Source organism: Nocardia transvalensis NBRC 15921 (genome assembly GCF_000308875.1).
GTDB classification, from domain to species: Bacteria; Actinomycetota; Actinomycetes; order Mycobacteriales; family Mycobacteriaceae; genus Nocardia; species Nocardia transvalensis.
The window spans coordinates 258,908-283,271 of sequence record NZ_BAGL01000128.1; the positions used below are offsets into that span (position 1 = coordinate 258,908).

General features: G+C 69.5%; 21 protein-coding genes. 13 read left to right on the forward strand and 8 right to left on the reverse strand.

The window, feature by feature from the left end; translation table 11 throughout:
* Positions 1-110: 110 nt before the first annotated feature.
* From ON41_RS42435 to ON41_RS38235, 3 genes are all read left to right on the forward strand, one after another.
* Positions 111-266 carry a hypothetical protein gene (locus ON41_RS42435; RefSeq protein WP_085995926.1) on the forward strand — a complete coding sequence of 52 codons (156 nt, stop codon included), beginning with the start codon at positions 111-113 and terminating at the stop codon, positions 264-266.
* Positions 267-344: 78 nt separating this feature from the next.
* Positions 345-1,874 carry an acyl-CoA carboxylase subunit beta gene (locus tag ON41_RS38230; RefSeq protein ID WP_063710024.1) on the forward strand — a complete coding sequence of 510 codons (1,530 nt, stop codon included), beginning with the start codon at positions 345-347 and terminating at the stop codon, positions 1,872-1,874.
* A 463-nt stretch (positions 1,875-2,337) separates the two neighbouring features.
* On the forward strand, positions 2,338-3,693 hold the full coding sequence (locus tag ON41_RS38235; RefSeq protein ID WP_040754280.1) for a lipase family protein: 1,356 nt from the start codon (positions 2,338-2,340) through the stop codon (positions 3,691-3,693).
* 57 nt (positions 3,694-3,750) lie between these two features.
* Here ON41_RS38235 and ON41_RS38240 read toward each other — a convergent pair whose 3' ends face one another.
* Positions 3,751-5,115 (reverse strand): lipase family protein, encoded by a 1,365-nt coding sequence (locus ON41_RS38240; protein ID WP_040754283.1) that lies wholly within the window; start codon positions 5,113-5,115, stop codon positions 3,751-3,753.
* 382 nt (positions 5,116-5,497) lie between these two features.
* On the opposite strand from ON41_RS38240, the gene ON41_RS38245 reads away from it, so the two are divergent.
* Positions 5,498-6,286, forward strand: coding sequence for an SAM-dependent methyltransferase (locus ON41_RS38245; RefSeq protein ID WP_040754285.1), 789 nt, complete (start codon positions 5,498-5,500; stop codon positions 6,284-6,286).
* A 19-nt stretch (positions 6,287-6,305) separates the two neighbouring features.
* Here the strand turns inward: ON41_RS38245 and ON41_RS38250 are convergent, their stop codons facing one another.
* Complete coding sequence (locus ON41_RS38250; RefSeq protein WP_040754490.1) at positions 6,306-7,346, reverse strand: hypothetical protein; 1,041 nt, start codon at positions 7,344-7,346, stop codon at positions 6,306-6,308.
* 236 nt (positions 7,347-7,582) lie between these two features.
* Between ON41_RS38250 and ON41_RS38255 the strand changes: the two genes are divergently transcribed.
* From ON41_RS38255 to ON41_RS38275, 5 genes are all read left to right on the forward strand, one after another.
* Positions 7,583-8,572, forward strand: a complete 990-nt coding sequence (locus ON41_RS38255) for an alpha/beta hydrolase (RefSeq protein ID WP_246829683.1) — start codon at positions 7,583-7,585, stop codon at positions 8,570-8,572.
* 86 nt (positions 8,573-8,658) lie between these two features.
* On the forward strand, positions 8,659-10,263 hold the full coding sequence (locus ON41_RS38260) for an FAD-binding protein (RefSeq protein WP_040754492.1): 1,605 nt from the start codon (positions 8,659-8,661) through the stop codon (positions 10,261-10,263).
* Positions 10,264-10,826: 563 nt separating this feature from the next.
* Positions 10,827-11,795 carry a helix-turn-helix domain-containing protein gene (locus ON41_RS38265; RefSeq protein WP_063710033.1) on the forward strand — a complete coding sequence of 323 codons (969 nt, stop codon included), beginning with the start codon at positions 10,827-10,829 and terminating at the stop codon, positions 11,793-11,795.
* 32 nt (positions 11,796-11,827) lie between these two features.
* Positions 11,828-12,364 carry a MarR family winged helix-turn-helix transcriptional regulator gene (locus ON41_RS43580; protein WP_083905948.1) on the forward strand — a complete coding sequence of 179 codons (537 nt, stop codon included), beginning with the start codon at positions 11,828-11,830 and terminating at the stop codon, positions 12,362-12,364.
* Positions 12,365-12,489: 125 nt separating this feature from the next.
* Positions 12,490-13,920: an MFS transporter gene (locus ON41_RS38275; RefSeq protein WP_246829686.1), complete on the forward strand. Its 1,431-nt coding sequence runs from the start codon at positions 12,490-12,492 to the stop codon at positions 13,918-13,920.
* 55 nt (positions 13,921-13,975) lie between these two features.
* Here ON41_RS38275 and ON41_RS38280 read toward each other — a convergent pair whose 3' ends face one another.
* On the reverse strand, positions 13,976-14,203 hold the full coding sequence (locus tag ON41_RS38280; protein ID WP_040754294.1) for a hypothetical protein: 228 nt from the start codon (positions 14,201-14,203) through the stop codon (positions 13,976-13,978).
* A 242-nt stretch (positions 14,204-14,445) separates the two neighbouring features.
* Between ON41_RS38280 and ON41_RS39590 the strand changes: the two genes are divergently transcribed.
* Positions 14,446-15,030: an Rv1733c family protein gene (locus tag ON41_RS39590; RefSeq protein WP_157185813.1), complete on the forward strand. Its 585-nt coding sequence runs from the start codon at positions 14,446-14,448 to the stop codon at positions 15,028-15,030.
* A gap of 12 nt (positions 15,031-15,042) precedes the next feature.
* Here ON41_RS39590 and ON41_RS38290 read toward each other — a convergent pair whose 3' ends face one another.
* Positions 15,043-16,575, reverse strand: coding sequence for an HD domain-containing phosphohydrolase (locus ON41_RS38290; RefSeq protein ID WP_040754296.1), 1,533 nt, complete (start codon positions 16,573-16,575; stop codon positions 15,043-15,045).
* Between the two features lie 235 nt (positions 16,576-16,810).
* On the opposite strand from ON41_RS38290, the gene ON41_RS38295 reads away from it, so the two are divergent.
* The gene (locus tag ON41_RS38295; RefSeq protein WP_083905933.1) at positions 16,811-18,433 is read left to right on the forward strand and encodes a DUF4331 domain-containing protein; all 1,623 of its coding nucleotides are present in this window, start codon (positions 16,811-16,813) and stop codon (positions 18,431-18,433) included.
* Between the two features lie 32 nt (positions 18,434-18,465).
* The gene (locus ON41_RS38300) at positions 18,466-19,770 is read left to right on the forward strand and encodes a tetratricopeptide repeat protein (protein ID WP_051163517.1); all 1,305 of its coding nucleotides are present in this window, start codon (positions 18,466-18,468) and stop codon (positions 19,768-19,770) included.
* A gap of 245 nt (positions 19,771-20,015) precedes the next feature.
* Here ON41_RS38300 and ON41_RS38305 read toward each other — a convergent pair whose 3' ends face one another.
* The 4 genes from ON41_RS38305 to ON41_RS38320 form a co-directional block, all read right to left on the reverse strand.
* Positions 20,016-20,894 (reverse strand): ABC transporter permease, encoded by an 879-nt coding sequence (locus tag ON41_RS38305; protein WP_040754298.1) that lies wholly within the window; start codon positions 20,892-20,894, stop codon positions 20,016-20,018.
* Entirely contained in the window at positions 20,887-21,726 is an 840-nt protein-coding gene (locus ON41_RS38310; RefSeq protein WP_040754300.1) for an ABC transporter ATP-binding protein, read from the reverse strand. Before ON41_RS38310 ends, ON41_RS38305 begins: the two co-directional genes overlap by 8 nt.
* Positions 21,723-22,805 carry an ABC transporter substrate-binding protein gene (locus ON41_RS38315; RefSeq protein ID WP_040754302.1) on the reverse strand — a complete coding sequence of 361 codons (1,083 nt, stop codon included), beginning with the start codon at positions 22,803-22,805 and terminating at the stop codon, positions 21,723-21,725. Before ON41_RS38315 ends, ON41_RS38310 begins: the two co-directional genes overlap by 4 nt.
* A gap of 289 nt (positions 22,806-23,094) precedes the next feature.
* Positions 23,095-23,862, reverse strand: coding sequence for an IclR family transcriptional regulator (locus ON41_RS38320; RefSeq protein WP_040754303.1), 768 nt, complete (start codon positions 23,860-23,862; stop codon positions 23,095-23,097).
* Between the two features lie 124 nt (positions 23,863-23,986).
* Between ON41_RS38320 and ON41_RS38325 the strand changes: the two genes are divergently transcribed.
* Complete coding sequence (locus tag ON41_RS38325) at positions 23,987-24,361, forward strand: VOC family protein (protein WP_040754305.1); 375 nt, start codon at positions 23,987-23,989, stop codon at positions 24,359-24,361.
* Positions 24,362-24,364: the final 3 nt, after the last annotated feature.

The window sequence follows — 24,364 nt, forward strand, 5'->3', positions numbered from 1 at the left end:
CCGCATAGCCCGTGACGCCGCGGTCAAACAATGCCACGTCGTCGATACCCGCCGTTTGACGTCCGAGATCCCGGGTATAGCCGCCTTTGTTCGACAGCATAAGGAGTTCCATGTTAGTTCTCGGAGTAATTCTTCTCGTCCTCGGATTCATCTTCGGAATCCCGATTCTCTGGACCCTCGGCATCATCGCCGTGGTGATCGGTGCAGCCCTCGCCCTACTCGGCGCACTGGGCCGCCCGGTCGCAGGCCGCGCCCACTATTACTAGGCCCGGCACCCGCCGTCGACTGTCCGGTCGGACGACGTGGGGTCCACGGTGCGAAGGTGATTCGCTAGGGTCCCGCACATGGGCAGTGACAGCGATGTTCCCGCTTCCGGTCTCACCGAGGTGCTGGCGCGCCGGCATCTGACGACCGATGCCGCGCGGCCCGAGGAAGTTGCGCGGCGGCATGCGCAGGGGCGGCGGACGGCGCGGGAGAATATCGCCGATCTGGTCGACCCGGGGAGTTTCACCGAGTACGGGCGGTTCGCCACTGCCGCTCAGGAACGCGTGCGTGACCTGGCGGATCTGGTGGTTCGTACGCCCGCCGACGGTCTGGTCGGCGGGACGGCCACCGTCGGCGGGCGCCCGTGCGCGGTGCTCTCCTACGACTACATGGTGATGGCCGGGACGCAGGGCATGCGCGGGCATCGCAAGTCCGACAGGCTGATCGAGGTCGCCGGTCGGATGCGTCTGCCGGTGGTCTTCTTCACCGAGGGCGGCGGCGGGCGGCCCAGCGACACCGACTATCCGGTGGTGTCGTCACTGGATGTCGAGTCCTTCGCGCTGTGGGGCGCGCTGGACACCCCGCGGATCGCGGTCGTCTCCGGGCGGTGCTTCGCGGGCAACGCGGTGCTGGCGGGATGCGCGGATCTGCGGATCGCCACTCCCGACGCCAATCTCGGCATGGCGGGCCCCGCGATGATCGCGGGTGGGGGACTCGGCGACTATCCGCCCGAGGCGGTCGGCCCTGTCACCGAGCAGGCGGCCAACGGTGTGCTCGATATCGTCGTCGCGGACGAGGCCGAGGCCGTCGAGGCGGTGCGCCGTGTCCTGGGCTATTTCGACGGGCCGGGGGCAGCCGGCGTGCCCGGCGCGGATCCGGCCTGGCTGCGGGCCGCGTTACCGGCGCAGGACCGCGCGGCGTTCGACGTCCGCCCGCTGGTCGAAGGGCTCGCCGACGCCGACAGCGTCACCTGGTTGCGGTCGGAATGGGCGCCCGAACTGGTGACCGCGTTCGCCCGGATCGACGGAATTCCGCTGGGCCTCTTGGCCAATCAGTCCACGCACAACGCGGGCGCGCTGACATCCGACGCTTCGATCAAGGCGGCCGATTTCCTCGAGCTGTGCGAGCGCTGGGGTCTGCCGGTCGTGTCGCTCGTCGATACGCCGGGATTCATGGTCGGTCCCGAGGCCGAGCGGACCGGCCTGGTCCGGCACGCCTCGCGCATGGTGACCGCCGGCGCGCGGCTGACGGTGCCGCTGATCGGTGTGGTGCTGCGCCGCGGTTACGGTCTCGGAGCACAGGCCATGCTCGGCGGCAGCACCCACCGCCCCCTGCTGGCCCTGGCCTGGCCCACCGCCCACCTGGGCCCGATGGGTATCGAGGGCGCGGTTCGCCTGGGCCTGGCCAAACAACTCGCGGACATGCCCGAGGCCGACCGCGAACCGGCCGTGGCCCAAGCGACCGCGGCCTACCGCAAGAACCTCGAGGCACTCAACGCCGCCCGCGTCCTCGAGATCGATGACGTGATCGACCCCGCCGAGACCCGCGCCCTCGTCGCCGCCACCCTGCGCGCGGCCGCCCCTCCGGCGCGAGAGCCACACGGACACTGAGCCTTTCGAGATGGAGTAGTGGGGGAGAGGAGATCGGTGGCACCGTGCAGGCCACAGTCGGCTGAGCGTTGAAGTGTGGTGCCGCTCTGTGCCGCAACACTATTGGATCCTGAGGAGTTCCAGCAGCAGCGATTGTCAATACCGATACAGATATATTCGCATTCAAGCATGTAATGCCATCGAGTCGAAAATTCAAACAGAACAGCAAGGAAGGAAGGGCCCTCCGTACGGCGGCGCCCGCCGCGGCCGCGCTCGTGGTGTGGGGCGACGACCTCGACCTCTCCTATGTCGGACATTGTCGCGGGGTGGTCTGGAGGTCGGTTTGCCGGGGCGGGGGTATGAGACTTTGGTGTGTTTCACAAGGCGAACGGTGTTCTGCGGATGGGGTTTCCAAGTCTTTTGGTAGGCCCCTTGACGATCACTACTCTGTTGCCGGGGTTCCTTCGACTCGAGGACACGATCCGTGAAAACGTCTCTGGCAGTTGCTGTTACCGTACTTGTCGCCTCCGCCGCGCTGCTCGCCGGGCAGACCGCAGTCGCGCAACCACCCGGTCCGGCGCCCGCTTTACCCGATATCGTGGGCCCGTCGCCACTTCAGCGGTGGATCGACGAGACCGTACCCGCGCCACAACTCGACCCCGCCCCGCACGACGACCAGCAGACCGCCCTGTGGCGCGCCATCCTGTCCTCCCCGACAGGTGATCCCGCATTCGACGCCTGGCCGGCGGATCTCGACCAGCTCGCACCCGGCGACGTCATCGAGACGCGCGATATCACCGCCGTCGCTGCGACGTTCTTCGACGCGCCTATCGCCCGGGCGACGCTGGTGAAGTACCGGTCCACGTCGGCGTCGGGGGCGCCGTCGTTCGGCACCGCGACGTTCCTCGAGCCCGCCGTTCCATGGCAGGACGCGGGGCCGCGGCCGGTGGAGGTGGACACGTTGCCGATCAACGCGCTCGGACTGCGCTGCACGCCGGGCTACACGATCGCGCACGGCGACCGGAACAACAGCGGTATCAACGTGTTCCTGCCGGGGGTGGCCACGGCGCTGAAGAAGGGTCACGCCATCCTGCTGCCCGACCACGAGGGTCCGCTGGTGGCGTACGCCGAGCCGACCGTCGCCGGGCAGATGACCCTCGACTCGATTCGCGCGATCCGGTCGCTGTCACCGGAGCAGTTCGGCGGCAGCCGGTTCGCGGTCACCGGCTACTCGGGCGGCGCGATCGCCTCGTACGCGACGGCGATGCTGCTGAGCGAGTACGCGCCGGAACTGGCGGACGTCCTGGTGGGTGCGTCGATCGGCGGGGCGGTCACCGATTACGTCGCGGTGGCGCACGTGTTCAACGGGCGCAGCGCGTCCGGAATCCTGCTGTCGGTGTCGCTGGCGATGGCCCGGGAACACCCGGACATGCTGCCGTACATGAACAATCTCGCGCAGTGGGTCGGTACTTCGCCGCTGAAGGACATCTGCGGTGAGGCCGACGGCCCGCTGGGCGCGGTGGGCATCCCGATGGAGGTCGCGACCAATATCGATCATCCGCTGGAGAGCGGGATCGCCGAGGAGATCCAGCGCCGCACGGACCTGACCGACCGCAGATCTGCTGTGCCGCTGTACATCTACCACGGCGCCGGCGATTTCTGGATTCCGATCCAGGGCCCGCAGGAGGTGTACCGGCGGCAGTGCGGCCTCGGCGTCCCGGCGGAGTTCCGGGCGGTGCCGGGCGAGCACGTGTCCGCGATGATGAACGGCGCACCCGGTTCCATCGAGTGGATCGATGCCCGGCTCCGTGGTGAACCGGCGCCGAACGAGTGTGCGTGACAATCTGTTCGGGACGAGTGCGCCACCGGCTGTCCGCAGCCGGTGGCGCACCGGCGTTCAGCAGTCGCTCGGCGCGGGCTCGCCGCGCAACCGCGCGAGGATCCAGTCGTCGAGCCCGGGGGAGCCGGTGACGTACCCGATCAGATGTTCGCCGGGCACGACCCGGAAGACGGCCGGGACACCGCGTCCGCACTGCTGGTGGGCGGTCCGCTGCGCGTCCTCGAGGGGAATCCACGGATCGTGCGCGCCGTGGTAGATGTACAGCGGCACCGCGGAGGTCCGGTCGGCGAGGTCGAGCCGGTCGAACATCGCGTCGGCGAACGGGCCGTTCAGGGAGTCACCGATATTCGCCGCGACGTCCATCGGGAAGCCGACCACGCCGAGCGGGCCGTCGGCGTCGCCGCAGATGTCCTTCACCGGCGACGAGGCCACCCACTGGGCGAGATGGTTCATATGGCCCACCATCTCCGGATGTTCCCGCGCGACGGCCAGCGCCACCGACAGCAGGATCCCGGAGGAGATGTTGCCGTTGAACCGGTGGGCGACATCCCGATTGTCGGTGACCACGCCACCCGCGGCCGCCCCCACGACGACCTCCGCCAATTCGGGCGCGTACTCGCTCAGCAGCATCGCCGTCGCGTACGAGGCGATCGCCCCGCCCGAGTACCCGCTGATCACAAAACGACTGTCGCCGAACGCATTCGAGTTCACGGTCCTGGTCGCGCGGATCGAGTCGAGAATCACGTGCCCGGCGACATTGGGCTCCGCGTACGCCATCAGCGGGCCCTCGTGGTCGGGTACGAGCACCGCGTGGCCCTGGGCGAGAGCCCACCAGATGGACGGCATGAATACGGCGAGATCGGTATTGGGCTTCTCCAGGACGCCGTGTGACATCTGGAAACCCGGGGTGCAGTGGGTGCCGAGGGAATTGATCGGCAGCGCGTTCACCTCCACGGGCTGCGGTCCCGGACCGGTCCACGGGGCGGCCGGCGTGATCAGTGTCGCGGTGCCGAACGACGGCGCCCCCGACGCCGAGGTCGACCGGAACTTCAGCAGCTGCGCGCGGCCGATCGGCGTCGCCATCAGCGTGGCCGTCGTGGCTGTGGTGTCGCGGGTCTCGGTGATGTCGCCGGGTGCGAGCCGGTCGAGGTCCGGTGGCCAGGCGTCGAATGTGGGATCACCTGTCGGGGAGGACAGGACGGCGCGCCACAGGGCGGTCTGCTGGTCGTCGTGCGGGGCGGGGGTGAGCGGTGGCGCGGGTATCGCGTCGTCGATCCACTGCTGGAGTGGTGAGGGCCCCGCTGCGCCGGGTAAGGCGGGTGCCGTTTCGGGGGTGGGTGGCTGTGCGGTGGCGGTCTGCCCGGCGAGCAGTACGGTGGAACTGACGAGCACGGTAACGGCAACTGCCAGAGACGTTTTCACGGATCTTGTCCTCGAGTCGAAGGAACCCCGGCAACAGGGTAGCGATCGTCAAGGGGCCTACCAAAAGACTTGGAAACTCCATTCGGAGAACACTCTTCACCTTGTGAAACACACCAAAGAGTGCCGTAACGGCCGCCGCGTTCGGTCCGGCATCGATGGGGCGAATTACGTGACATGCCCGTCCGGCCGATCGTTCCCGGGTCCGCGCCGACGAGCGCTTCGATTTCGGTCTCGCCGGACTCCTCGCGTAGCCGACCGGCACTCCGCCCGGGTCCGGGCGGGGCCCCTGGGGCCGCAGGGGTGGCGCGTTAGTCTAGCGTCCGGAAGGCTTACCTGATGTCGGGGCATATACGCTGGGTGGTAACGCTGTGAGGAGGTGTAGGTGGCGGAGGACAGGCCGGCGCCGGAGGGGGTCGACCCCACTCGACCGAGTTCCGCTCGGGTGATCGACTACCTGCTGGGCGGTAAGGACAACTACGAGGCGGATCGTCTCGTCGGCGATCGCATGCTCGCGGTCGCGCCCGAGACCCGGACGCAGGCGTGGTTCAGCCGTCAGTTCCTCACCGGCGCAGCGACATTCGCGGCGGAGGCGGGGGTGCGGCAGTTCATCGATATCGGTGCGGGGATTCCCACCTCACCCAGCGTCCACGAGGCGGCGAAGAAGTTCGACACCTCGGCGGTGATCGCGTCGGTCGACTACGATCCGGTCGTGTTCGCGCACGCCAACGCGATGGTGGCGGGCGTGCCCGGGGTGACGCCGATGCTGGCGGATTTCCGCACTCCGGACGAACTCATCGAGCGCCTCCGCGCCGAGGCGTCCATCGACTTCCGCGAGCCGGTCGCGCTCCTGGTCGTGGGCGTGCTGCACTTCATCATGGACGACGAGCGCCCGGCGGAGATTATCGCCCGGTTCCGCGAGGTGATGGCGCCGGGAAGCTATCTGGCGTTCACCCACGGCAGCGTCGAGACCCACGACGATTTCGTGGCCGCGGCGACGGGCACCAACGGCACCATGGCCGAGTGCAGGTGGCGGTCCAAGTCCGAGATCGAGGCGATGATGGCGGGTTTCGAGGTGCTCGACCCCGGCATCGTGCCGATTCAGGAGTGGCTCGGCGACGATCTGCCCGCGACCCGGCTGGTGTTGCTGGGCGGCATCCTCCGCCGCGGCTGACCGAGGCGGCAGCCGCGGGTCATTCCACCGCCGCGAGCCGGTTCGCCCGCGCGACCATGGCGTCGGCCACCGCGCGAGGACGGCGGCCGAGCCCGCAGGGGCTCGCGACGCCGTCGACCGGACGCCCGAGCGCACTCTCGATCATCCGCAGCGTCCCTGCCTGTTCCGCCTCCTCCGGCCCGTCGTGGACGAATCCGGCGTAGAACGCGGTGCCCGCGCCCAGTTCCAGATCGGCCAGGGGCGCATAGAATTCCGGCTGCGACGGCGGTGGCGTGGCGCCCGAGGCGAACGGTGCGTGCACGAATTCCAGCGGCCGATCCGACGGCCAGTGCGCCGCAACGGAATTCGCCATATCGACGAGGGGGCGGGCGGTGCGCAGCGCGGCGCCGCCCTTGTTGCCGCGGCTGCCGAGGCACAGATGGACGCCGAAGCGCGTGCCGGCGGGCGCCGCGGCGGCGAGGGCGGCGAGCCCGCGGCTCGTGCCCACCGCCGTATCGGCCAGGCGGTGTCCGTGCTGTGCCCTCGCCATGAGCACGAGTTCCGCCGGGCCCTCCAGCTGGATCACGACATCGTCTCCCGCCAGTTCGCGGACCCTCTCGATGGCACGCACCGTCGCGTCGGCGAACACCTTGCGATGCGACAGGGCCGCGGGCAGGCCCATGGCCGTGAAGGCCAGGGTGAAGGCGGACGGCATCCCGATCTGCAACGACAACCCGGGCAGGTCGTGGTCGCGGCGCAGGCGCTCGAAGACCGGCAGCGCCTCCGCGGCCTCCGCCGGGTAACCGAGATCCATTGCGGCGGTGTCGGTGTCGCGGCCACGGGAGATGCGGTGGATGGTCGGAAGCGGGGCGGAGACCCACGGCCGGCGCGGTCGCGGCTCCAGCACGCCCTGCGCCACCAGATCCGCGATGATCGGTTCGACGTAGAACTCGTAGCGCCGGGTCTCGCCGGTCGGCAACGACCGCAGCCGCGGGCCGGCGGCGTCGATCATCGCCGACATCGCGTCGTCGGTACTTTCGGCTGGGTAACTGCCGACACAATGCACAGCTCGCTCAGCCATGCCGGGCATCCTAATCGCACCACGCCCCGGACGACGGCACAAACGGCCGTCAGGGGGGCTTCCCGGGGCCGAAATGGGATGGTGGAGTTAGCTGTACCGGTAATCTTGCGTGTTGCCGTGGCGCGTTATAACGTGCGTCACCGACGATCGGTCAGGGTGTCCATCGGGCACCGCCCCTCTCACCCAAGGGAGAGCCTCGCGTGCGAGCCTCGATACGGACAGCGGCGGTAGGCATTGTGGCGGCACTGTTCTCGTTCGCCACGGGGGTGGTGCAGGCCGAGGAAACTCCCGCGCCGGATTCCTGCCGATCCTTCTTCGTCCCGGTTCCGCAGGGACAGTTGGCCGCGACGCTGTGCCTGCCCTCGGACGCGCCGGCGAATACCGTCATGGTGCTGATGTCCGGGTCCAATTACAACGGCACGTACTGGGATTTCTCGTACCAGCCCGAGACCTACAACTTCCGCAAGGCGATGAACCGGGCGGGCTACGCGACGCTGATCGTGGACCGGCTCGGCAACGGCGCCAGCACGCGCCCGCCCGCCCTCTCCCTGACGGCCTCCGCCACCGCCGACGCCCTGCACGGCATCGTGCAGGGGCTGCGGCAGGGCCTGGCGGGCGCGCAGCCGTTCGGGAAGGTCGTCACCGTCGGCCACTCGCTCACGTCGGGCACCTCGGTCATGGAGGCCAGCGCCCACCACGACGTCGACGGCGTTGTGCTGACCGGATATTCGCACGCGCTGAACGTCGGCGAGACTCTCGGCGTCGTCGCGACCTATCAGCCCGCCGGTAATGATCCCGCCTTCGCCGGCCGCGGCTACGACTCGGGATATCTCGTCTCGCGCCCCGGCGCCCGGATGCACGACTTCTACGCACCCGACAATGTCGATCCCGAGGTTCTCGCGCTGGACGAGAAGACCAAGGAAGCGTTCTCCCTCACCGAATATCCGGACGGGCTGCTGTCCACCCTGCCGGGTATGTCCAGCCTCATCAACGCGCCCGTTCTCGTGGTCGACGGCAGTCTGGACAGGCTGTCGTGCGGTATCAATTACACGGTCTGCGCGAATTCCGGCACCCTGCAGGCCGCGGAGGCGCCGTATTTCAGCCCTGCTGCGCGGTTGCGGACATTCGTGCTGCCCGGTAGCGGGCATGCGCTCAATCTCGCCCGCAATACCGTCGAATACCAGTCGGCTGTCATCGATTGGGCGAACTCGACCGTCGGTCGATAGCCGGTAGCGACCCACCGGACGCCGGAAACTGAAACAGGTTATAGTTTGGTCCGACGTTGCGGTTGGGCTGCCTGAAGGGGTTCGCGATGGTGTGGGACGCCACCACGGATGTGCTGGTCGTGGGATTCGGCGCGGCCGGTGCGTGCGCGGGGCTGGAGGCGCGGGCGGCGGGCGCGGAGGTGCTGGCCGTGGATCGCTTCAACGGCGGCGGCGCCACGGAACTCTCGGGTGGGATCGTGTACGCCGGTGGCGGTACCGCCGTGCAGCGCGAGGCAGGTATCGGCGATACGGCCGACGCGATGTTCGCGTACCTGGCCCGCGAGGTCGGTGATGCGGTGCGGCCGGAGACGCTGCGGAGGTTCGTCGACTCGAGCCCCGAGATGATCGACTGGCTGATGGGGCACGGCGTGCCGTTCGAGGCGTCGGTGTGCACGTACAAGACCTCGTATCCCGACAACCGGTACTACCTGTACTACTCCGGCAGCGAATGTTCGGGGGAGTTCCGCGCCGTCACGCCGCCGGTGCAGCGCGGGCATCGGGCGAAGGGGAGGGGAGCGTCGGGCAAGATGATCTACCAGCCGCTCGCCCGCGCCGCGTTCGCGGCCGGTGTGCGATTCCGGCCGCACACCAGGGTGGTCGCGCTGGAGAGCGACGACAGTGGTCGTGTGATCGGTGTCCGGGCTCGGACGATGGCCGATGCGCCGGCGTCGGTCCGCAGGAGCTTCGCGGCGATGGCAGCTGTCGCCGCCAAACCGGGCATCTACTATCCGCCCTTGCGGCGGGTGCTCGAAGGTCGGCTCGAGGCGCTGGAGCGGCGGTATGCGCGCGAGATCCGAATTCGGGCCCGTGGCGGCGTAATCCTCTGTGCCGGAGGGTATATCGCGAATCGAGAGATGCTCGCACGGTACGCTCCCGGGTACACCGGAGGGCTGGCGCTGGGCACCACCGGTGACGACGGGTCCGGTATCGAACTCGGCCTGGCCGCCGGGGGCACGGCCGAGCGGATGGACAATGTGTCGGCGTGGCGGTTCATCGCTCCGCCCAGCGCCTTCTACAGCGGGCTGCTGGTGAACGAGGAGGGCCGCCGCTTCATCGACGAGACCCGCTACGGCGCCGCGGTCGGCAACGCGCTGGTGCGGGAGCAGGGTGGTAAGGGCTGGCTGCTCGTCGACGCCGCCCTGATGGGCGAGGCACGCAAACAGCTTGCGAGCGAAGCGATCTGGTTCCAGCGGTTGCAGGCGGAGTCGATGCTGCGGACCTCCGCGGTCCGTGCCGATACCGTCGAGGAGGTGGCGCGCCGCGCCGGAATCTCGCCGGAGGGCCTGGCCGCGACGATCCGGGCGCACAACGAGGCCATCGCCGGCGACCGGCCCGACCCGCAGGGCAAACCGCGCGAGTTCACCCATCCGATCGAGAAGGGCCCGTTCACACTCCTGGACGTGTCGGTCCGGCCGAAGCTGACCAACCCGTGCCCCATGTTCAGCCTCGGCGGCCTGGTCGTGGACGAGAACACCGGAGCGGCACACTCTTCGACCGGCGACCCGATCCCCGGCCTGTACGTCGCGGGCCGCAGCGCCATCGGCATCTGCTCGGAGTCCTATGTCAGCGGCCTGTCGATCGCGGACTGCGTCTTCTCCGGCCGCCGCGCGGGCCGCTTCGCCTCGGCCGAACTCTCCGAAACCGCCGCCTGACGGTTTCCCTCCAGAAACTCCGTCACACCGGCATCGGGGTGGGGGAGGTGTGGAGTTGCACCGGCTGGCGTAGGTGAGGGGGAGCAGGGCATAGCGCTTGTGCGGCAACAGGATTGATCCCGGGAAAGCTGTCTGTGCTGTGTCCGCGATTCTTAATAATGGTATCTAACTATGCGCACTAACGCATGTCGGCCCAAATTGGCGTGTCCCGATGAGATCCCACAGCACCACTCGAAAAGAAGCTCAGAGGAGGGGCTTGGCTAGACGGCGATACGGGCGTGCGTTTGCCCGGGTGTCGGGATCAGCTCGGGGTCGGGCCGGGGCCCCGAGCTGATCTCCCCTCCATGTGCCCCGGCGGGCCGGTGCTCGTCCGGTGGTCCCTGTGATCGGCCCGGGTTCCGGATGTTCGCACGGTGCCGGGGAGCCGAACGGTTGCTGCCCGGTGCGGTCGTGGGTGGTGGCGGCCGTCGTACAATCGTCGAAAGGGTATGTGTGCGTGGGTGTTCGGGGCGACCGGATGTGCGCAGGCCGTGGCCGGATTCGCGCACGGGGAGGGTTATGTCGTGAGTCGTTCGGACTATCAGCCGTTGCATGCCTCGACCGGCGAGGTGGGAGAGGCGGATCGGATCGACTTCTGGGTGGGGCATGTCTGTGGCAATCACGGCGAGATGGGGTTCGAGTTCGGTGACCGCCGCGGCTTCGCGGGGACCACGCGGGTGCAACGTCTCGGTGATGCGCGGCTGGGGGATTTTCAGCTCGTCGAGTTCTCGTCCACGGATATCCGGTACGCGCGGACGGCGCGGCATATCCGGAGGGACGACGACCGTAGCGCGAGGCTGGTGATCGCGCTGGAGGGCGGGATCGGGTTGTCGCAGTGTGACGATGCGGTGTGGTTGCGGCCGGGGCAGATGGGCATGGTCACGATGGGACTGCCGATGGCTTTGACGCACGGTGATTTCGCGCGCGCGTGGATTCTCACCGTACCGGCGGAGGATCTGCCTGCGTCGTGCCGGGATCGTCCGCCGCTCGCGCTCGATTCGGAGCGCGCGCTGCTGGGCACCGTGGCGGCGATGACGGGGCAGCTCGCGGCGTGCCGGGAGACGATGTCGACGTGGGAGTTCGTCCAGATCAGCTCGCGGCTCGTCGAGTTGCTGGGGATGTCGCTGGATGACGATCGCGCGCCTGCGGAGTCGCGGTACGCCGCGATCGCGCGGGATGCGCGCCTGTATGTCGAGAAATATTCGGACGATGCGAGCGTGACGGTGGATTCGATCGCCGATCACCTGGGTTGTTCGCGCCGGATGCTGGAGGCCGCGCTGCGGTCGGTGCGGATAAGCCCCGCGCGCCTGTTGCGGGAGACCCGGCTGCGGCGGGCGCGGCAGCGGTTGCAGGACCGGTTCCGCGCGGACAGTGTCAGTGCGGTCGCGTTCGCGTCGGGGTTCGGTTCGATATCGGCGTTCAACGAGGCGTTTCTGCGCGAATACGGCGTTCCGCCGGGCCAGTTCCGGCATCATGCGCTGCGGTGTTCGTGAGCGGCTCCGGGGTGCGTGCATAGCGTGCAATGATGCGATCGCTGCAGGTGGTGACGTTGCGGTATGGTGCGCGGGTGACGGAGATCGATGCGCCGCTGGTTCCGTTGTCGGAGCGGACGGCGTTTCTCGTGGCGCAGTTGGGGTTCGAGGTCGGGTTCCGGTTCTCGGATGCGCTGGCGCCGTTCGGGATCGGGCCGCGGCACTACGGGATGTTGCGGCAGCTGGCGGCGCGGGACGGTCAGACACAGCAGCAGCTGGGGGATACGCTGCACATCCATCGCAATGTGATGGTCGGCCTGGTCGACGAGCTGGAGAAGCGCGGCCTGGTGGAGCGGCGGAAGCATCCCTCGGATCGTCGTGCCTACGCGGTGCATCTGCTGCCGGCGGCGCACGAGCTGCTGGCGCGGATCGAGCCGATCGTGCAGCAGATCGACGGCGGCCTGCTGACGCCGCTGGACGAGGGTGAGCGGGCGGCGCTGCGCGGGTTGCTGGACAAGGTGGTGGTCGCGGCCGGTCTCGCGCCGGGGGTGCATCCGGGTCTCGTGCGCGGGACGGGGCCTGGCTGCTAGCGACGTATTCGGGGCTGTGGGGGTCACTTTCGTCGGATGAATCGCGGAGAGTCGGCCACGGCTCGCGGTTGCCATCGCTTAGCCTGAGGTGATCGATACCCCGCGAGGAGGTCCTGTCCTTGGCTGTGCTGGTTCCGCGTGAGCGTCCGAGGCGCTGGAGGCTCGACGACATCGTCGTCACCGATCCGCCCATCATCCGCCGGGCGATCGGCGCGGCGAGCATCGGCAATATCACCGAGTGGTACGACTTCGGCGTCTACGCCTATTTCGAACCGACCATCAAGGACGTGTTCTTCTCCCACCTGGGTGACACCGCGGGCACGATCGCGACGTTCGGCCTGTTCGCGGTGGCGTTCCTGGTCCGCCCGTTCGGCGGTATGTTCTTCGGGCCGCTGGCCGATCGCATCGGGCGCAACAAGGTGCTGGCCACCACGATGATCCTGATGGCGGTGGGTACCTTCGCGATCGGCTGTATCCCGGATCAGAACGCGATCGGTATCTGGGCGCCGATGCTGTTGCTGTGCGCGCGGTTGCTGCAGGGCTTTTCGACCGGCGGTGAGTACGGCAACGCGATGACGTTCATCGCGGAGTACGCGCCGGATCGGCGGCGCGGATTCCTGGGCAGCTGGCTGGAATTCGGGACCTTCACGGGGTATCTGCTCGGTGCGCTGGTCGTGACGCTCGCCGACGCCGTCCTCACTCACGACCAGTTGCTGTCGTGGGGGTGGCGGTTGCCGTTCTTCGTGGCGCTGCCGCTGGGTGTGGTGGGTGTCTACCTGCGTATGCGCTTGGCCGAGACGCCCGCTTTCGCGGCGCTGGAGAAGGAGTCCGAGGAGCGGGAGAAGGCGAACAAGACCGGCGACGAGGCGAAGATTCTGGCGAGGCTGTGGCCGTACGTCCTGGTGTGCATGGGTTTGGTCGTGGTCTGGAATGTCACGAACTACATGCTGACGTCCTATATGCCGACCTACGTCACCGAGACGGTGCCCGATTCGACGGGCGGCGGGGTGTCCTCGTCGACGTCGCAGTGGTTGCAGATCGCGGTGATGGCGATCGCGCTGCTGACGATTCCGGTGATCGGGTTGATCTCCGACCGGGTGGGGCGTAAGCCGATCATCTGGACGGGTATCGGGGCGTTGATCGCGCTGGCGTTCCCGATGGTGCTGCTGGTTCGCACCGACAACGCGTTCGCGGTGTTTCTGGGGCTGCTGATGATGGGGCTGACGCTGATCTGTTTCAGTGCGACGATGCCGTCGACGTTGCCGTCGCTGTTCCCGACGAAGGTGCGGGGTGCGGGTCTGTCGGTGTCGTTCAATGTCGCGGTGTCGCTGTTCGCGGGTACGACATCGGTGGTGGTGGGCGCGCTGGTGGGTGCGACCGGTGATCTGAACTGGCCCGCCTACTACCTGATCATCGCGGGTCTGGTGGGTGCGGTGGCGGTGTATTTCCTGCAGGAGCCCAACGGGCGGCACATGTGGGGTTCGGCGCCGGCGGCGCGGTCGGCGGAGGAGGCCGAGGAACTCGTGGGTGCGCAGGGGTCGCGGCCGTCGGCGTAATCCGTTGCCCCGGCATGTGATTCATTGCCCCGACGCGTGACCGGGGGTGCCTTGGTCAGGGTTCGGCGGGGCGGGCGTCGAGGTCGGGGAATCGGGCGCGGAGTTGGCTCATGCAGCGGCGGACCTCGTCGAGGTCCCGGGACAGCAGGCGGGCCTCGGTCGTCGCGCGGGGTAGTCCGCGCCGGGTGAGCTGGGTGCGCAGGGCGGCGTCGAGGGCGTCGGCTTCCGCCGCGAGCCAGTCGTAGAAGACGCGGGCCTGGGCCGCGTCGGAGGCGTCACGCACGGTGGGCCGGCCCCGGGTCAGGCGATCCGGTCGGATAGCGGCCGGTTCGTTTGTGCTTCGTACATCTCACGGTCACTCATGATTCATGTTTACCCGGCGGTGCCCACCGGTGGGGCGAGTCGCGAGTCCGACGGCCCGCGGGCTCGGGACCTTCGGCCGTCTCGGTGCGGGGCGGTGTGCGGGAGGCTGGATGCCATGAACCGTTCCGTCGCGGGAGGTGCCGGGTGGCGGCGTATCCCTCTGTGACACTGCGTCTCTGGCGCGTGCAGCCGTGGAGCGGTAACCGGTTGATGCGGGTCTCGGACCGGTTGGAGGGGGTGCTGCGGATCGTGGCCGCGATGGTGATGCTGGCGGCGGTGCCGGTGGCGGGGGCGGCGGGGACCGCGCACTACACCGCGGCGGTGGGGGAGGTGCGGGCCGAGAATGCCGCGAAGACGGGGGTGACGGCGATCGTCGTCGAGGATCCGGTGCTGATGCCCGCGGTGAGTGTCAAGGACGAGGGCGGGGAGCGGTTCGAGGCGAGGGTGCGCTGGACGCACGCCGGCACCACCGGTGAGGCCACCCGTGAGGTGAGTGTGAAGGTGCGGCCCGGTGACGGTGTGCCGATGTGGATCGGTCCCGACGGCAGGCCTACCGCGCCGCCGCTGCCGGGGAACGCGGCGGCGGCGCGCGGCATCGGTTTCGGTGTGGGGTTGCTGGTCCAGGTGTGGGCGGGTGCGCTCGCGGTCGTCGCGGTGACCCGGTGTGTGCTCGGGAGCAGGAATCGGGAGCGGTGGGCGCAGGAGTGGCGCACGGTGTCCCGTCCGATCGGTCACGACAAGCCTTGACGTGCGGGCGCCTTATTCGGGGAGGAGTCCGTGTTCCATGGCGAAGACCGCGGCGCCGGCGCGGGTGCGGCGGCCGGTCTTGTCGTAGATGTGGGCCAGGTGGTGGCCGACGGTGCGTTCGGAGAGGATCAGTTCGGCGGCGATCTGGCGGTTGGACAGGCCGCGGGCGGCCAGGCGCAGGACTTCGGCCTCGCGTTCGGTGAGGCCGCACGGGAGATCGGTGCGGGGTGTGCGCAGTCCGGCGGCTTCGAGGACGGCGGCGCAGGCTTCCGGGTCGAGGGCGCCCGACGCGGCGGCGGTGCGCAGTTCGCGGGCTGCGTCGTCGGGTGAGTGGGCGGGGCGGTGCGGGCGTGGTTCGGTGAGGGCGGCGAAGACGTCGGCGGCGGCGAGGATGCGGGCCGGTTTGGTGAGGTCGCGGCCGCGGATGCCGCGGTGGTATCCGCTGCCGTCGAGGCGTTCGTGGTGGCCGGCGGCGACATCGGCGAGGTCGGCGAGGCCGGGGCAGCGCCGCAGGACGAGGTCGGTCCAGTAGGTGTGCAGCCGGACGCGTTCGCGGTCGCCGGGGCCGAGCGGGCCGGGGCGGTCCCAGATCGCGCTGGACACCGCGGCGCGTCCGAGGTCGTGCAGGAGGGCGGCGGCGCGCAGGGCGTCGCGGTCGTCGGCGGGCATTCCGGCGAGGTCGGCGGCGGCCGCGGCGAGGTCGGCGACGTGGCCGGAATGCCCGAGCAGCCAGCGGCCTTTGAGGTCCACGACGATCGCCAGGGCCAGGCACAGCCGGAGTCGTTCGCGGTGGCGGATGTGCAGGGGCACACCGGGTTCGCGGTCGATGACGGTGGCGAGGACGTCGGGGACGTCGAGGCAGTGCCAGACGGCGTCGGCGTCGGTGTCGAACAGGGCCACGAGGTCGGGGTCGAGATGTCCGCCGGCGCGGCGGCGCAGTTCGGTCACCGCGGCGCGGCGGCCGCGGTCGGCGGCGGCGATGACCGCTTGCTCGGCGACGTGGACGATGCGTCCGGTCAGCGAGATCTGTTCGCCGCGTAGGCGTTCGGGGCCGCCGAGGCCGTCCCAGCGTTCCTTCGCCTCGGTCAGTGCGACGACGGCCGCCTCGGGGAGTCCCAGGCGCGGGCCGAGGGCGCGGCTGACCTCGCAGACCGGCCGGACCGCGGTCGGCGGTGTCGTGCGGAAGCGGTCGCGCAGGGCCGGTTGCAGGCCGGGCGCCCAGGCGCCGAAGCGGTCGAGCTGGGCGGCGAAGACGGGTGGGTCGCCGGGGTCGATGACGTGGTAGGCGCGCTGGAAGGCGACGTCGTCGGCGAATTCGGCGGCGTTCTCCGAGGCGCGGCTGGTGCAGCCCACGGCGGCGAGCAGTGCGGCGTGGAAGACGGTGCGGCGGTCGGGTTCGTCGAGGCCGGCGCGCTCGGCCAGGGCGGTGGCGACCAGGCAGGTGGCGAGTCCCTTCTCGAAGGGGGCGCCGGTCGCCAGGTCGGTGGTGAGCGACAGTGCGGCGAGCACCTCGGTGACCCGGATGGAGGCGGGCGGGATCGTCACGCTCCCACGGTAGTTGGCGCTGTCGCCGGGATAGGTCGATCGACCGATGTGGGGTGTGGGGGCGAGCGGACAGGATGGGCTGCGTCGTCTCGAGTCTCACGACCGGAGGTGTGAACAGCCAGTCCCTGCACCGGTTTTCGCGCGGGTCGTCGGCGCGGTCCGGTGTCAACGACCCTGACCGTGGGCCGAAACCTGCCCCGGCGCATATGTATCCGCACGTTTCGAAGGATTTCTCATGTTCCGTTCTTCTCGGCGTGGTCTGCGGGGCCGCGTCGCAGGCCCCTTGGCGGCGGTGGGCGTCGTCGTGTTCGGCGGCACGGTCGGCGGTCTCACGTTGCCGGTCGCGGGCGCGTCCAGCCATCGCGAGGCTCCGCTGATCGCGGCGGATCCGGCGGTGGACAACACCGACGTGTACGCGTTCGTCAGCCCCGACAAGCCCGATACGGTGACGATCGTCGCCAATTGGTTCGGGTTGCAGGAACCTGACGGGGGCCCCAATTTCTATCCGTGGGCCACCGAGGCCGACTACGACATCAATATCGACAGCGACGGTGACGCGAAGCCGAATGTCAGCTATCGCGTCACCTTCACCACCGACGACCGGCGTGGTAACAGCACGTTTCTGTACGACAACGGCCCGGTCACGGGTTTGACCGACGAGAATCTGCTGTATCGCCAGAATTACACGCTGTCGGTGAGTCACGGCGCGAACGACTGGCGGCCGATCGCGCACGGCCAGGCCGCGCCGTCGGATACCGGGCCGGCGTCGATTCCCGATTACGCGTCGCTGCGTGCGCAGGCGACGCAGGGGTTGCCGGGTGGCGGTTCGGTGTATGTGGGGGCGGCGGAGGATCCGTTCTTCCTCGATCTGCGGGTGTTCGATCTGCTGTACGGCGGCGATTTGTCGGAGGTCGGCACGGATACTTTGGCGGGTAAGAACGTGAATACCGTTGTGCTGCAGGTGCCGATGCGGGATCTGGCGTTGCAGAACGATCCGGCGCGTAATCCGGTGATCGGTGTGTGGAGCGATACCGAGCGCCGCACGCTGCAGTTGTCGCCGGGGTCGGCGACGCCGGTGGGTGCGGCGGTGCAGGTGTCGCGGCTGGGTAGTCCGCTGGTGAACGAGGTGGTCGTGCCGGTCGGGTTGAAGGACGCGTTCAACGGGCTGGAGCCGGTCGCGGATGCGGGGGTGCCGGAGGTGGTGGCGCGGGTGACCGATCCGGAGCTGGCGCGTTTGATCGAGTCGATCTACAAGGTGCCGGCGCCCGCCGTCCCGCGCAACGATCTGGTGGAGATCTTCCTGACCGGTATCGCGAAGGGGGCGCCGACGCTGGACGGTAGCGCGCCGCCCATTCGGGCGGATCTGAATTCGCAGGTTCTCAACGCTGATGCGCGGCCGGGGTCGTTCCGGCCGTCGGAGATGTTGCGGTTGAACATGGCGGTGCCGGTGGCGGCGCAGCCGAATCGGCTCGGTGTGCTCGGCGGTGATCTGCAGGGCTTCCCGAACGGGCGGCGGCTGGCCGACGATGTGGTCGATATCGAGTTGCAGGCGATGGAGGGTGCGGCGGCGAGCGGGAAACTGGTCGAGGCGCTCGCGGCGGGGGACCAGGTGGATGCGAACGATGCGGCGTTCGCGCGCACCTTCCCGTATGTCGCGTTGCCGGCGCGTGGCGGCGCGGTGTCGGGGGCGTCGGCGGGTGGTGCGGGTCCGGCGGCGGCGCCCGGTTCGGATGCGGGGACGCCGTGGATGCCGGTCGCGGCCGGTGGGGCGGGTGCGGCGGCGGTGGTCGCGGGCGGGTGGCTGCTGATGCGCCGCCGGGTGCGCGTGACGACGGTGGTCGAACCGCCGAAGGACTGAGCGTCTTTCCGTCTTGTTTGCGAGGTATCGCTATGTACACCAACGTGTTTCGTATCTTCCGCGAACCCGTCCTGGGGCTCGTTCTCCTCGCGCTGCTCGCCGCGGCGGCGGGGCTCGTCGTGATCTGGCCCGACCGGCCGGCGGCCGCCCCGCCCGTCCCCGCCGATCCGGTGGCGCTGCGGATTTCGCAGATCCGGCAGCAGCTGGACCGGGTGCCGGGCAATGCGGCCGGGTGGGCGGATCTGGGCGGCACCTATGTCGAATCGGCGCGGATCACGGGGGATCCGGGCTATTACGGCCGGGCGCAGCAGGCTTTGGACGAGTCGCTGCGGCTGCGGCCGGAGGGCAATGCCGAGGCCGAACTCGGGCTCGGCGCGCTCGCCAATGCCCGGCACGATTTCGCCACCGCGCGCGGGCACGCCGGCCGGGCGCTGGCGGTGCGTCCCGCGAGCGCGGACGGGTACGGCGTGCTGGTCGACGCGCTGACCCAGCTCGGTGATGCCGAGGGCGCGACCGCGGCCGTGCAGCGGATGCTCGAGCTGCGGCCCGGGGTGCCGTCGTTCACTCGCGCGGCCTACGACCTCGAACTACACGGACGCGTCGACGAAGCCCGCGCGGCGCTGGAGCTGGCGCTCACCGCGTCCAGCAGCGCCGACCAGGTCGCGTTCTGCCGCTACCATCTCGGTGAACTCGCCTTCAATGCCGGTGATCTCGACGCCGCCGACGAGCATTATCGCGGTGGGCTGCTGGCGAATCCGGACAATTCGGCGCTGCGGCAGGGCCGGGCGAAGGTGTCTGCGGCGCGCGGTGATCTCGACCGGGCGATCAGGGAATTCACGGAGCTGACCGCGCGGTCGCCGCTGCCGGAGTATCTGATCGAATTCGGTGAACTGCTCGAGGCCGCGGGACGTCCCGAGGCGGCCGCCGAGACGTACCGGTCGGTGGCCGAGCAGTTCCGGCGGCTCGCGGAGCAGGGCGCCACCGAATACGTGGACGCGTCCAAGCTGGCGGCCGATCACGGCGATCCCGCCGAGGCGGTCCGGCTGGCCGAGCTGGAATACGGTCGCCGGCAGAGCGTGATCACCGCCGACACGCTCGCGTGGGCGCTGCACCGGGCCGGCCGCGACGGTGACGCGATCGGTATCGCGGAGCGGGCGAACGCGCTGGGCTGGCGCAATGCCACGCTCGCCTATCACCGCGGCATGATCCTGGCCGGGCTCGGCCGCACCGAGGAGGCGGCCGGGGCGCTGACCGACGCGCTGCGCACGAATCCGTACTTCTCACCCCTGCACGCGCCGCACGCCCGCCAGGCCCTCGACGCGCTCGGGACCCGGTGACTCGTGTTTGCGCGAGGGTTTCATCAGCGCATAACCTCCTGGACATTCGGGTCACGCATGCTTGCGCCCACTCTCCCACTCGGAAGGCAAGGCATCGGCATGGAGCTTCTGGAAGTCGTCGCGAACATCTTCACCACGGCCATGGCGGTCCTCAGCGGCAGCGCCGCCTGACCGCACACCCGCGTGCATCGGGGTCCCTCGCGTTACGGCGAGGGACCCCGATGCGCTGCGGAGCGGGTGCGCGGTCAGTGGCCGGGCTGGGTGCGCCAGCGTGACAGGCGGCGTTCGACGGTGACGAGAATGCCGTTGAACGCCAGGCCGACCAGGGAGATCGCGAGGATTCCGGCGTACATGTTGGGGATCTGGAAGTTCTGCTGCGCCGCGGTGATCAGGTAGCCCAGTCCGGCGCGGGCGCCGACCATCTCGGCGGCGATGAGCACCAGGATCGAGGAGGACGCCGCCATCCGCAGGCCGGTGAAGATCGAGGGCAGGGCGGCGGGCAGGATCACCTTCTGGAACAGTCGCAGCGGCGAGAATCCCAGCGAGACAGCGGATTTGATGAGCAATGGTTCCACGGTGCGGACGCCGGTGATGGTGTTGAGCAGGATGGGGAAGAATCCGGCGTACACGACCAGCGCGACCTTCGAGGTCTCGCCGATGCCGAGGACCAGGATGAACACCGGCAGCAGCGCCAGCGCGGCGGTGTTGCGGAACAGTTCGAGGATCGGGTTCAGGAAGTCCGCGATCGGCTTGTACCAGGCGATGCCGATGCCGACGGGGACGGCCGTGGCGAGGGCGAGGGCGAATCCGGTGAGCGAGCGGGTCAGGCTGGTCGACACGTGCTCCCACATCTGCCCGGTGCGGACCAGTTCGGCGAACGCGTCCAGGACCACCGAGAACGGCGGCAGGAACACCTCGTCCACCAGGCCCAGGCGCGGCGCGGTCTCCCAGACGGCGAGGAACAGCGCGATCACCAGGACCGGTTTGAGTACGCGCCAGCCCAGCGCTCCGGCCGCGCGCACGGCCCGGGCGGGCACGGCGGGCCGTGTAGCCGGTTGCGGCGTGGCGGGGGTCGTGGCCGGACGGTCGACGGGGTGGTCGGCGAGTTGCACGGCGCTAGACATGGGCGGGCCTCCTGTCGGTGTGCGTGGTCAGTGCGGCGCGCTCCAGGCCCTGGGCCCGGCTCACCTCCGAGTGCAGCTGTTCCCAGATGCGGTGGCGGAAGTCGCGGAACCGCTCGCTGGAACGGATGTCGGCGCCGGAGGTCCGGTCGAGGTCGATATCGATGACGGTTTTGATCCGTCCCGGCCGCGAGGTGAGCACCGCGACCCGCTGGCCGAGGTATACCGCCTCGTCGATGCCGTGGGTGATGAACAGGATCGTCTTGCCGGTGGTCTGCCAGATGCGTAACAGCTCGTCCTGCAACGACTCCCGGGTCTGCGCGTCCAGGGCCGCGAACGGTTCGTCCATGAGCAGCACCTGCGGGTCGAAGGCGAGGCTGCGGGCGATGGCCACGCGCTGCTTCATCCCGCCGGACAGTTCGTGGGGATAGCGGTCGGCGAACCCGTCGAGCCCGACCAGGTCCAGATAGTGCGCGGCGCGCTCGCGGCGTTCGCGCCGCCGCAGACCCTTGGCCTCCAAACCGAGTTCGATATTGGCGCGGGCGGTGCGCCAGGGCAGCAGCGCGTACTGCTGGAAGACGATGCCCCGGTCCAGGCCGGGCCCGCGCACCGGTGCGCCGTCGAGCAGGATCTGTCCCGCGCTCGGCGCGCTGAGCCCGCCCAGCAGGTCCAGCAGCGTGGATTTGCCGGAGCCGCTCGGCCCGACCAGTACCAGGAATTCGCCGTCGCGCAGCTCGAGGGTGATGTCGTCGAGTGCGGTGAACGGTTCGGGCGTGCCGCGCACGGTGAACTGTTTGCGCACTCCGGTCAGGGAAAGTTTTGCCGCGCCGGTCATTTCGCCGCCACCGCCTCTCCGGTGGGGCCGCTGGCGGGTGGGTAGGTGCCGTTGGCGTAGGGGTTGTCCTTGTTGGTGTAGAGGTCCTCGGCCTTCAGTTTGCCGTCGGGCAGTTCGCCGCTGCGGACCAGCCAGTCGATCCAGATCTGCAGTTCGCGTTCGTCGACGACGCCGCCGGGCACGGGGATGCTGGAGCTCTTCCAGAACTTCAGCAGGTCGGTGTTCTCGTTGCGCCCGCGCTTGCGGATGATCGCGTCGAACCGGGCGACCACCTCGTCGCGCGGGGTGACCTGCAGCCAGCGGGTGGCGCGGGCGGTGCCCTGGACGAAGTCGCGCACCGCGTCGGGATGGCGGTCGATGAAATCGTCGCGGAATACGTAGGTGCCGTAGTCGAAGGTGCCGAAGATGTCCTTGTCGGTGAACAGCGGATGCAGTCCGCCGCGCTCGATCGCGGTGTCGCGGAAGACGCTGCCCAGCGCCGCCACGTCGATCTGGCCCTTGCGCAGCGCGTCCTCGGTGCTCACCGGCGGCAGGACCACGAACTGGACCTGCTGGATCTCGTGTTCGCTGAGGCCTTGGCGGTGCAGCCATTCCTTGGTGATGAATTCGTGGTGCGCGCCGAGGGTGTTGACGCCGATCTTCTTGCCGATCAGATCGCGTGCCGAGGTGATGCCGGAATCGTCGCGCACGAAATAGCCGGTGAAGGATTTCTCGTCGGCGCCGTAGGAGCCGAGCACCGAGGTGACCGCCGCGCCGCCCGCGATCAGTTTCACGACCGCGCCGTTGAACGCGCTGCCGAATTCGATCTGCCGGGTGGCCGCGGCCTGGATATTCGCCGGGCCGCTGGTGCTGTCGCTTTCCCAGTGCAGCTGGATCTTGTCGAAATAGCCGAGGTCGGCGGCGAGTTCGAAGGCCGTTACCTGCCCGGTCTGCCCCTGGTACCGCAGCACGGTCTTGCCGTCGGCGCCGGTGGTCGGATCGGATTTCCCGCACCCGGCCGCCAGGGTGGCGGCGACGGCGAGGGTGACGGCGGCGGCGAGGACGCGCGTCAGGACATGGGTTCGTCTGGAGGACAGCATCGTTCGGTTCTTTCGCTGAGTGCGCCGGTGACGCCGCGGGCGGAGCTGCCGGGGCGGGCGGGCGCGGAACTACCTGAGGGGATCGGCGCCGGCGGCCGGCGCGCGGGAGGTCAGGTGTGACAGATGCCCTCGGCCGTGCGCACGAAGTCGACCGTGCGCCGGCGGGTGAGGAGGGAGGAGAGGATCATTCCAGAACCTTCGGGAGCTGTTCGAACGGCAATGATCTGCGTCGTTTTCCATGGTGGGGGCGGTTCGCCGCCGCGGCAACGGTCATTTCACAGTGTGGAAATCAGCGTGAGCCGAATTCGGCGGGGACTTCCGCGGCGGCCTGGAACAGCGGGCCGACGCGACGGGCGATGCCGCGCATGGCGGGCACGATGCCGCGCACCAGGTCGTCGTCGAGCCGCGCGGACCGCGCCTGCACGGCGATCGCGCCCCGGACCTGCCGGTCGGGGCCGACGATCGGCACCGCGACGGCGCGCACGGGATCGTCGGTGTCGAGGACCTCCACGGCGAATCCGTTGCGGCGCACGCGATCCAGATCGGAGTACAGCGCAGGACGCGGGGCCGCGGCGCGGGCCTCCAGGACCGTGTGCGCCGGCGAGAAGGCCAGCAGTGCGTGACCGACCGCGCTGGCGCGCAGGGGCCGCCGCGGATCGGGGACCTGATGGGTGCAGAAGTACTCCGGCGGGCGGGCGTGGAAGACCGAGACCGCGTCACGGTCCTCCACCATGCTGACGCTCACCGTGATCCGGATCCCGGCCGCCAGCGCGTACAGGTGCGGGGCGGCGGAATCCAGGCCCAGGCGCGAGAGCGCCGGTCGCGCGAGCGACGCCAGCCCGTGCCCGATCCGGTAGCGGTCGGTGGCCGGATCCTGTTCCAGCAGCCGGCCGCGCACCAGCGCCTGCGCGAGCCGGTGGGTGGTGCTGACCGGCAGTCCGGCCCGCTGCGCCAGCTCGCTCACCGACAGGTGCGGATCGTCGCCGTCGAAGCAGTTGAGCACGTGCACCGCGCGATCGACCGCGCGGGCGCCGGATCGTGGTTCCTCGGTGGCCATCTCGACTCCTGTCCCGCCGTGCGTTCCCGGAACTATGACCGGCGGCGGGGGAGGCGGCAATGATTGCGCGCACGGCGAGCGATAGGGCTGCCGTGGCGGCCGTGGCCGCCGTAGCGTCGCGGGCATGCGGATTCTGAAGACCTACGCGCGGCTGTTCGTCACCGATCTCGACACCGCGCTGCCGGTGTACGAGACGCTCGTGGGCGCCGCAGCGGATCTGCGATTCGGGTTCGAACGGGCCGAACTGGCCGCGGTCGGCGACTTCCTGCTCATCGCCGGGCCGCCCGACGCGGTGGACGGATACCGGACGACCGCCGGTCCGGTCGTGGTCGACGATCTCGCGGAGCTGATCGCGGTCCTCACCGCCGCCGGCGCGGAACTCACCGGCGGCCCGTTGCGCAGTGCCACAGGGGAATTCGCGTATCTGCGCCACCCCGACGGCGCGCACGTCGAATACGTGCAGTGGGCGGACGAGGTGCGCGAGCGGGTACTGGGCTGACCT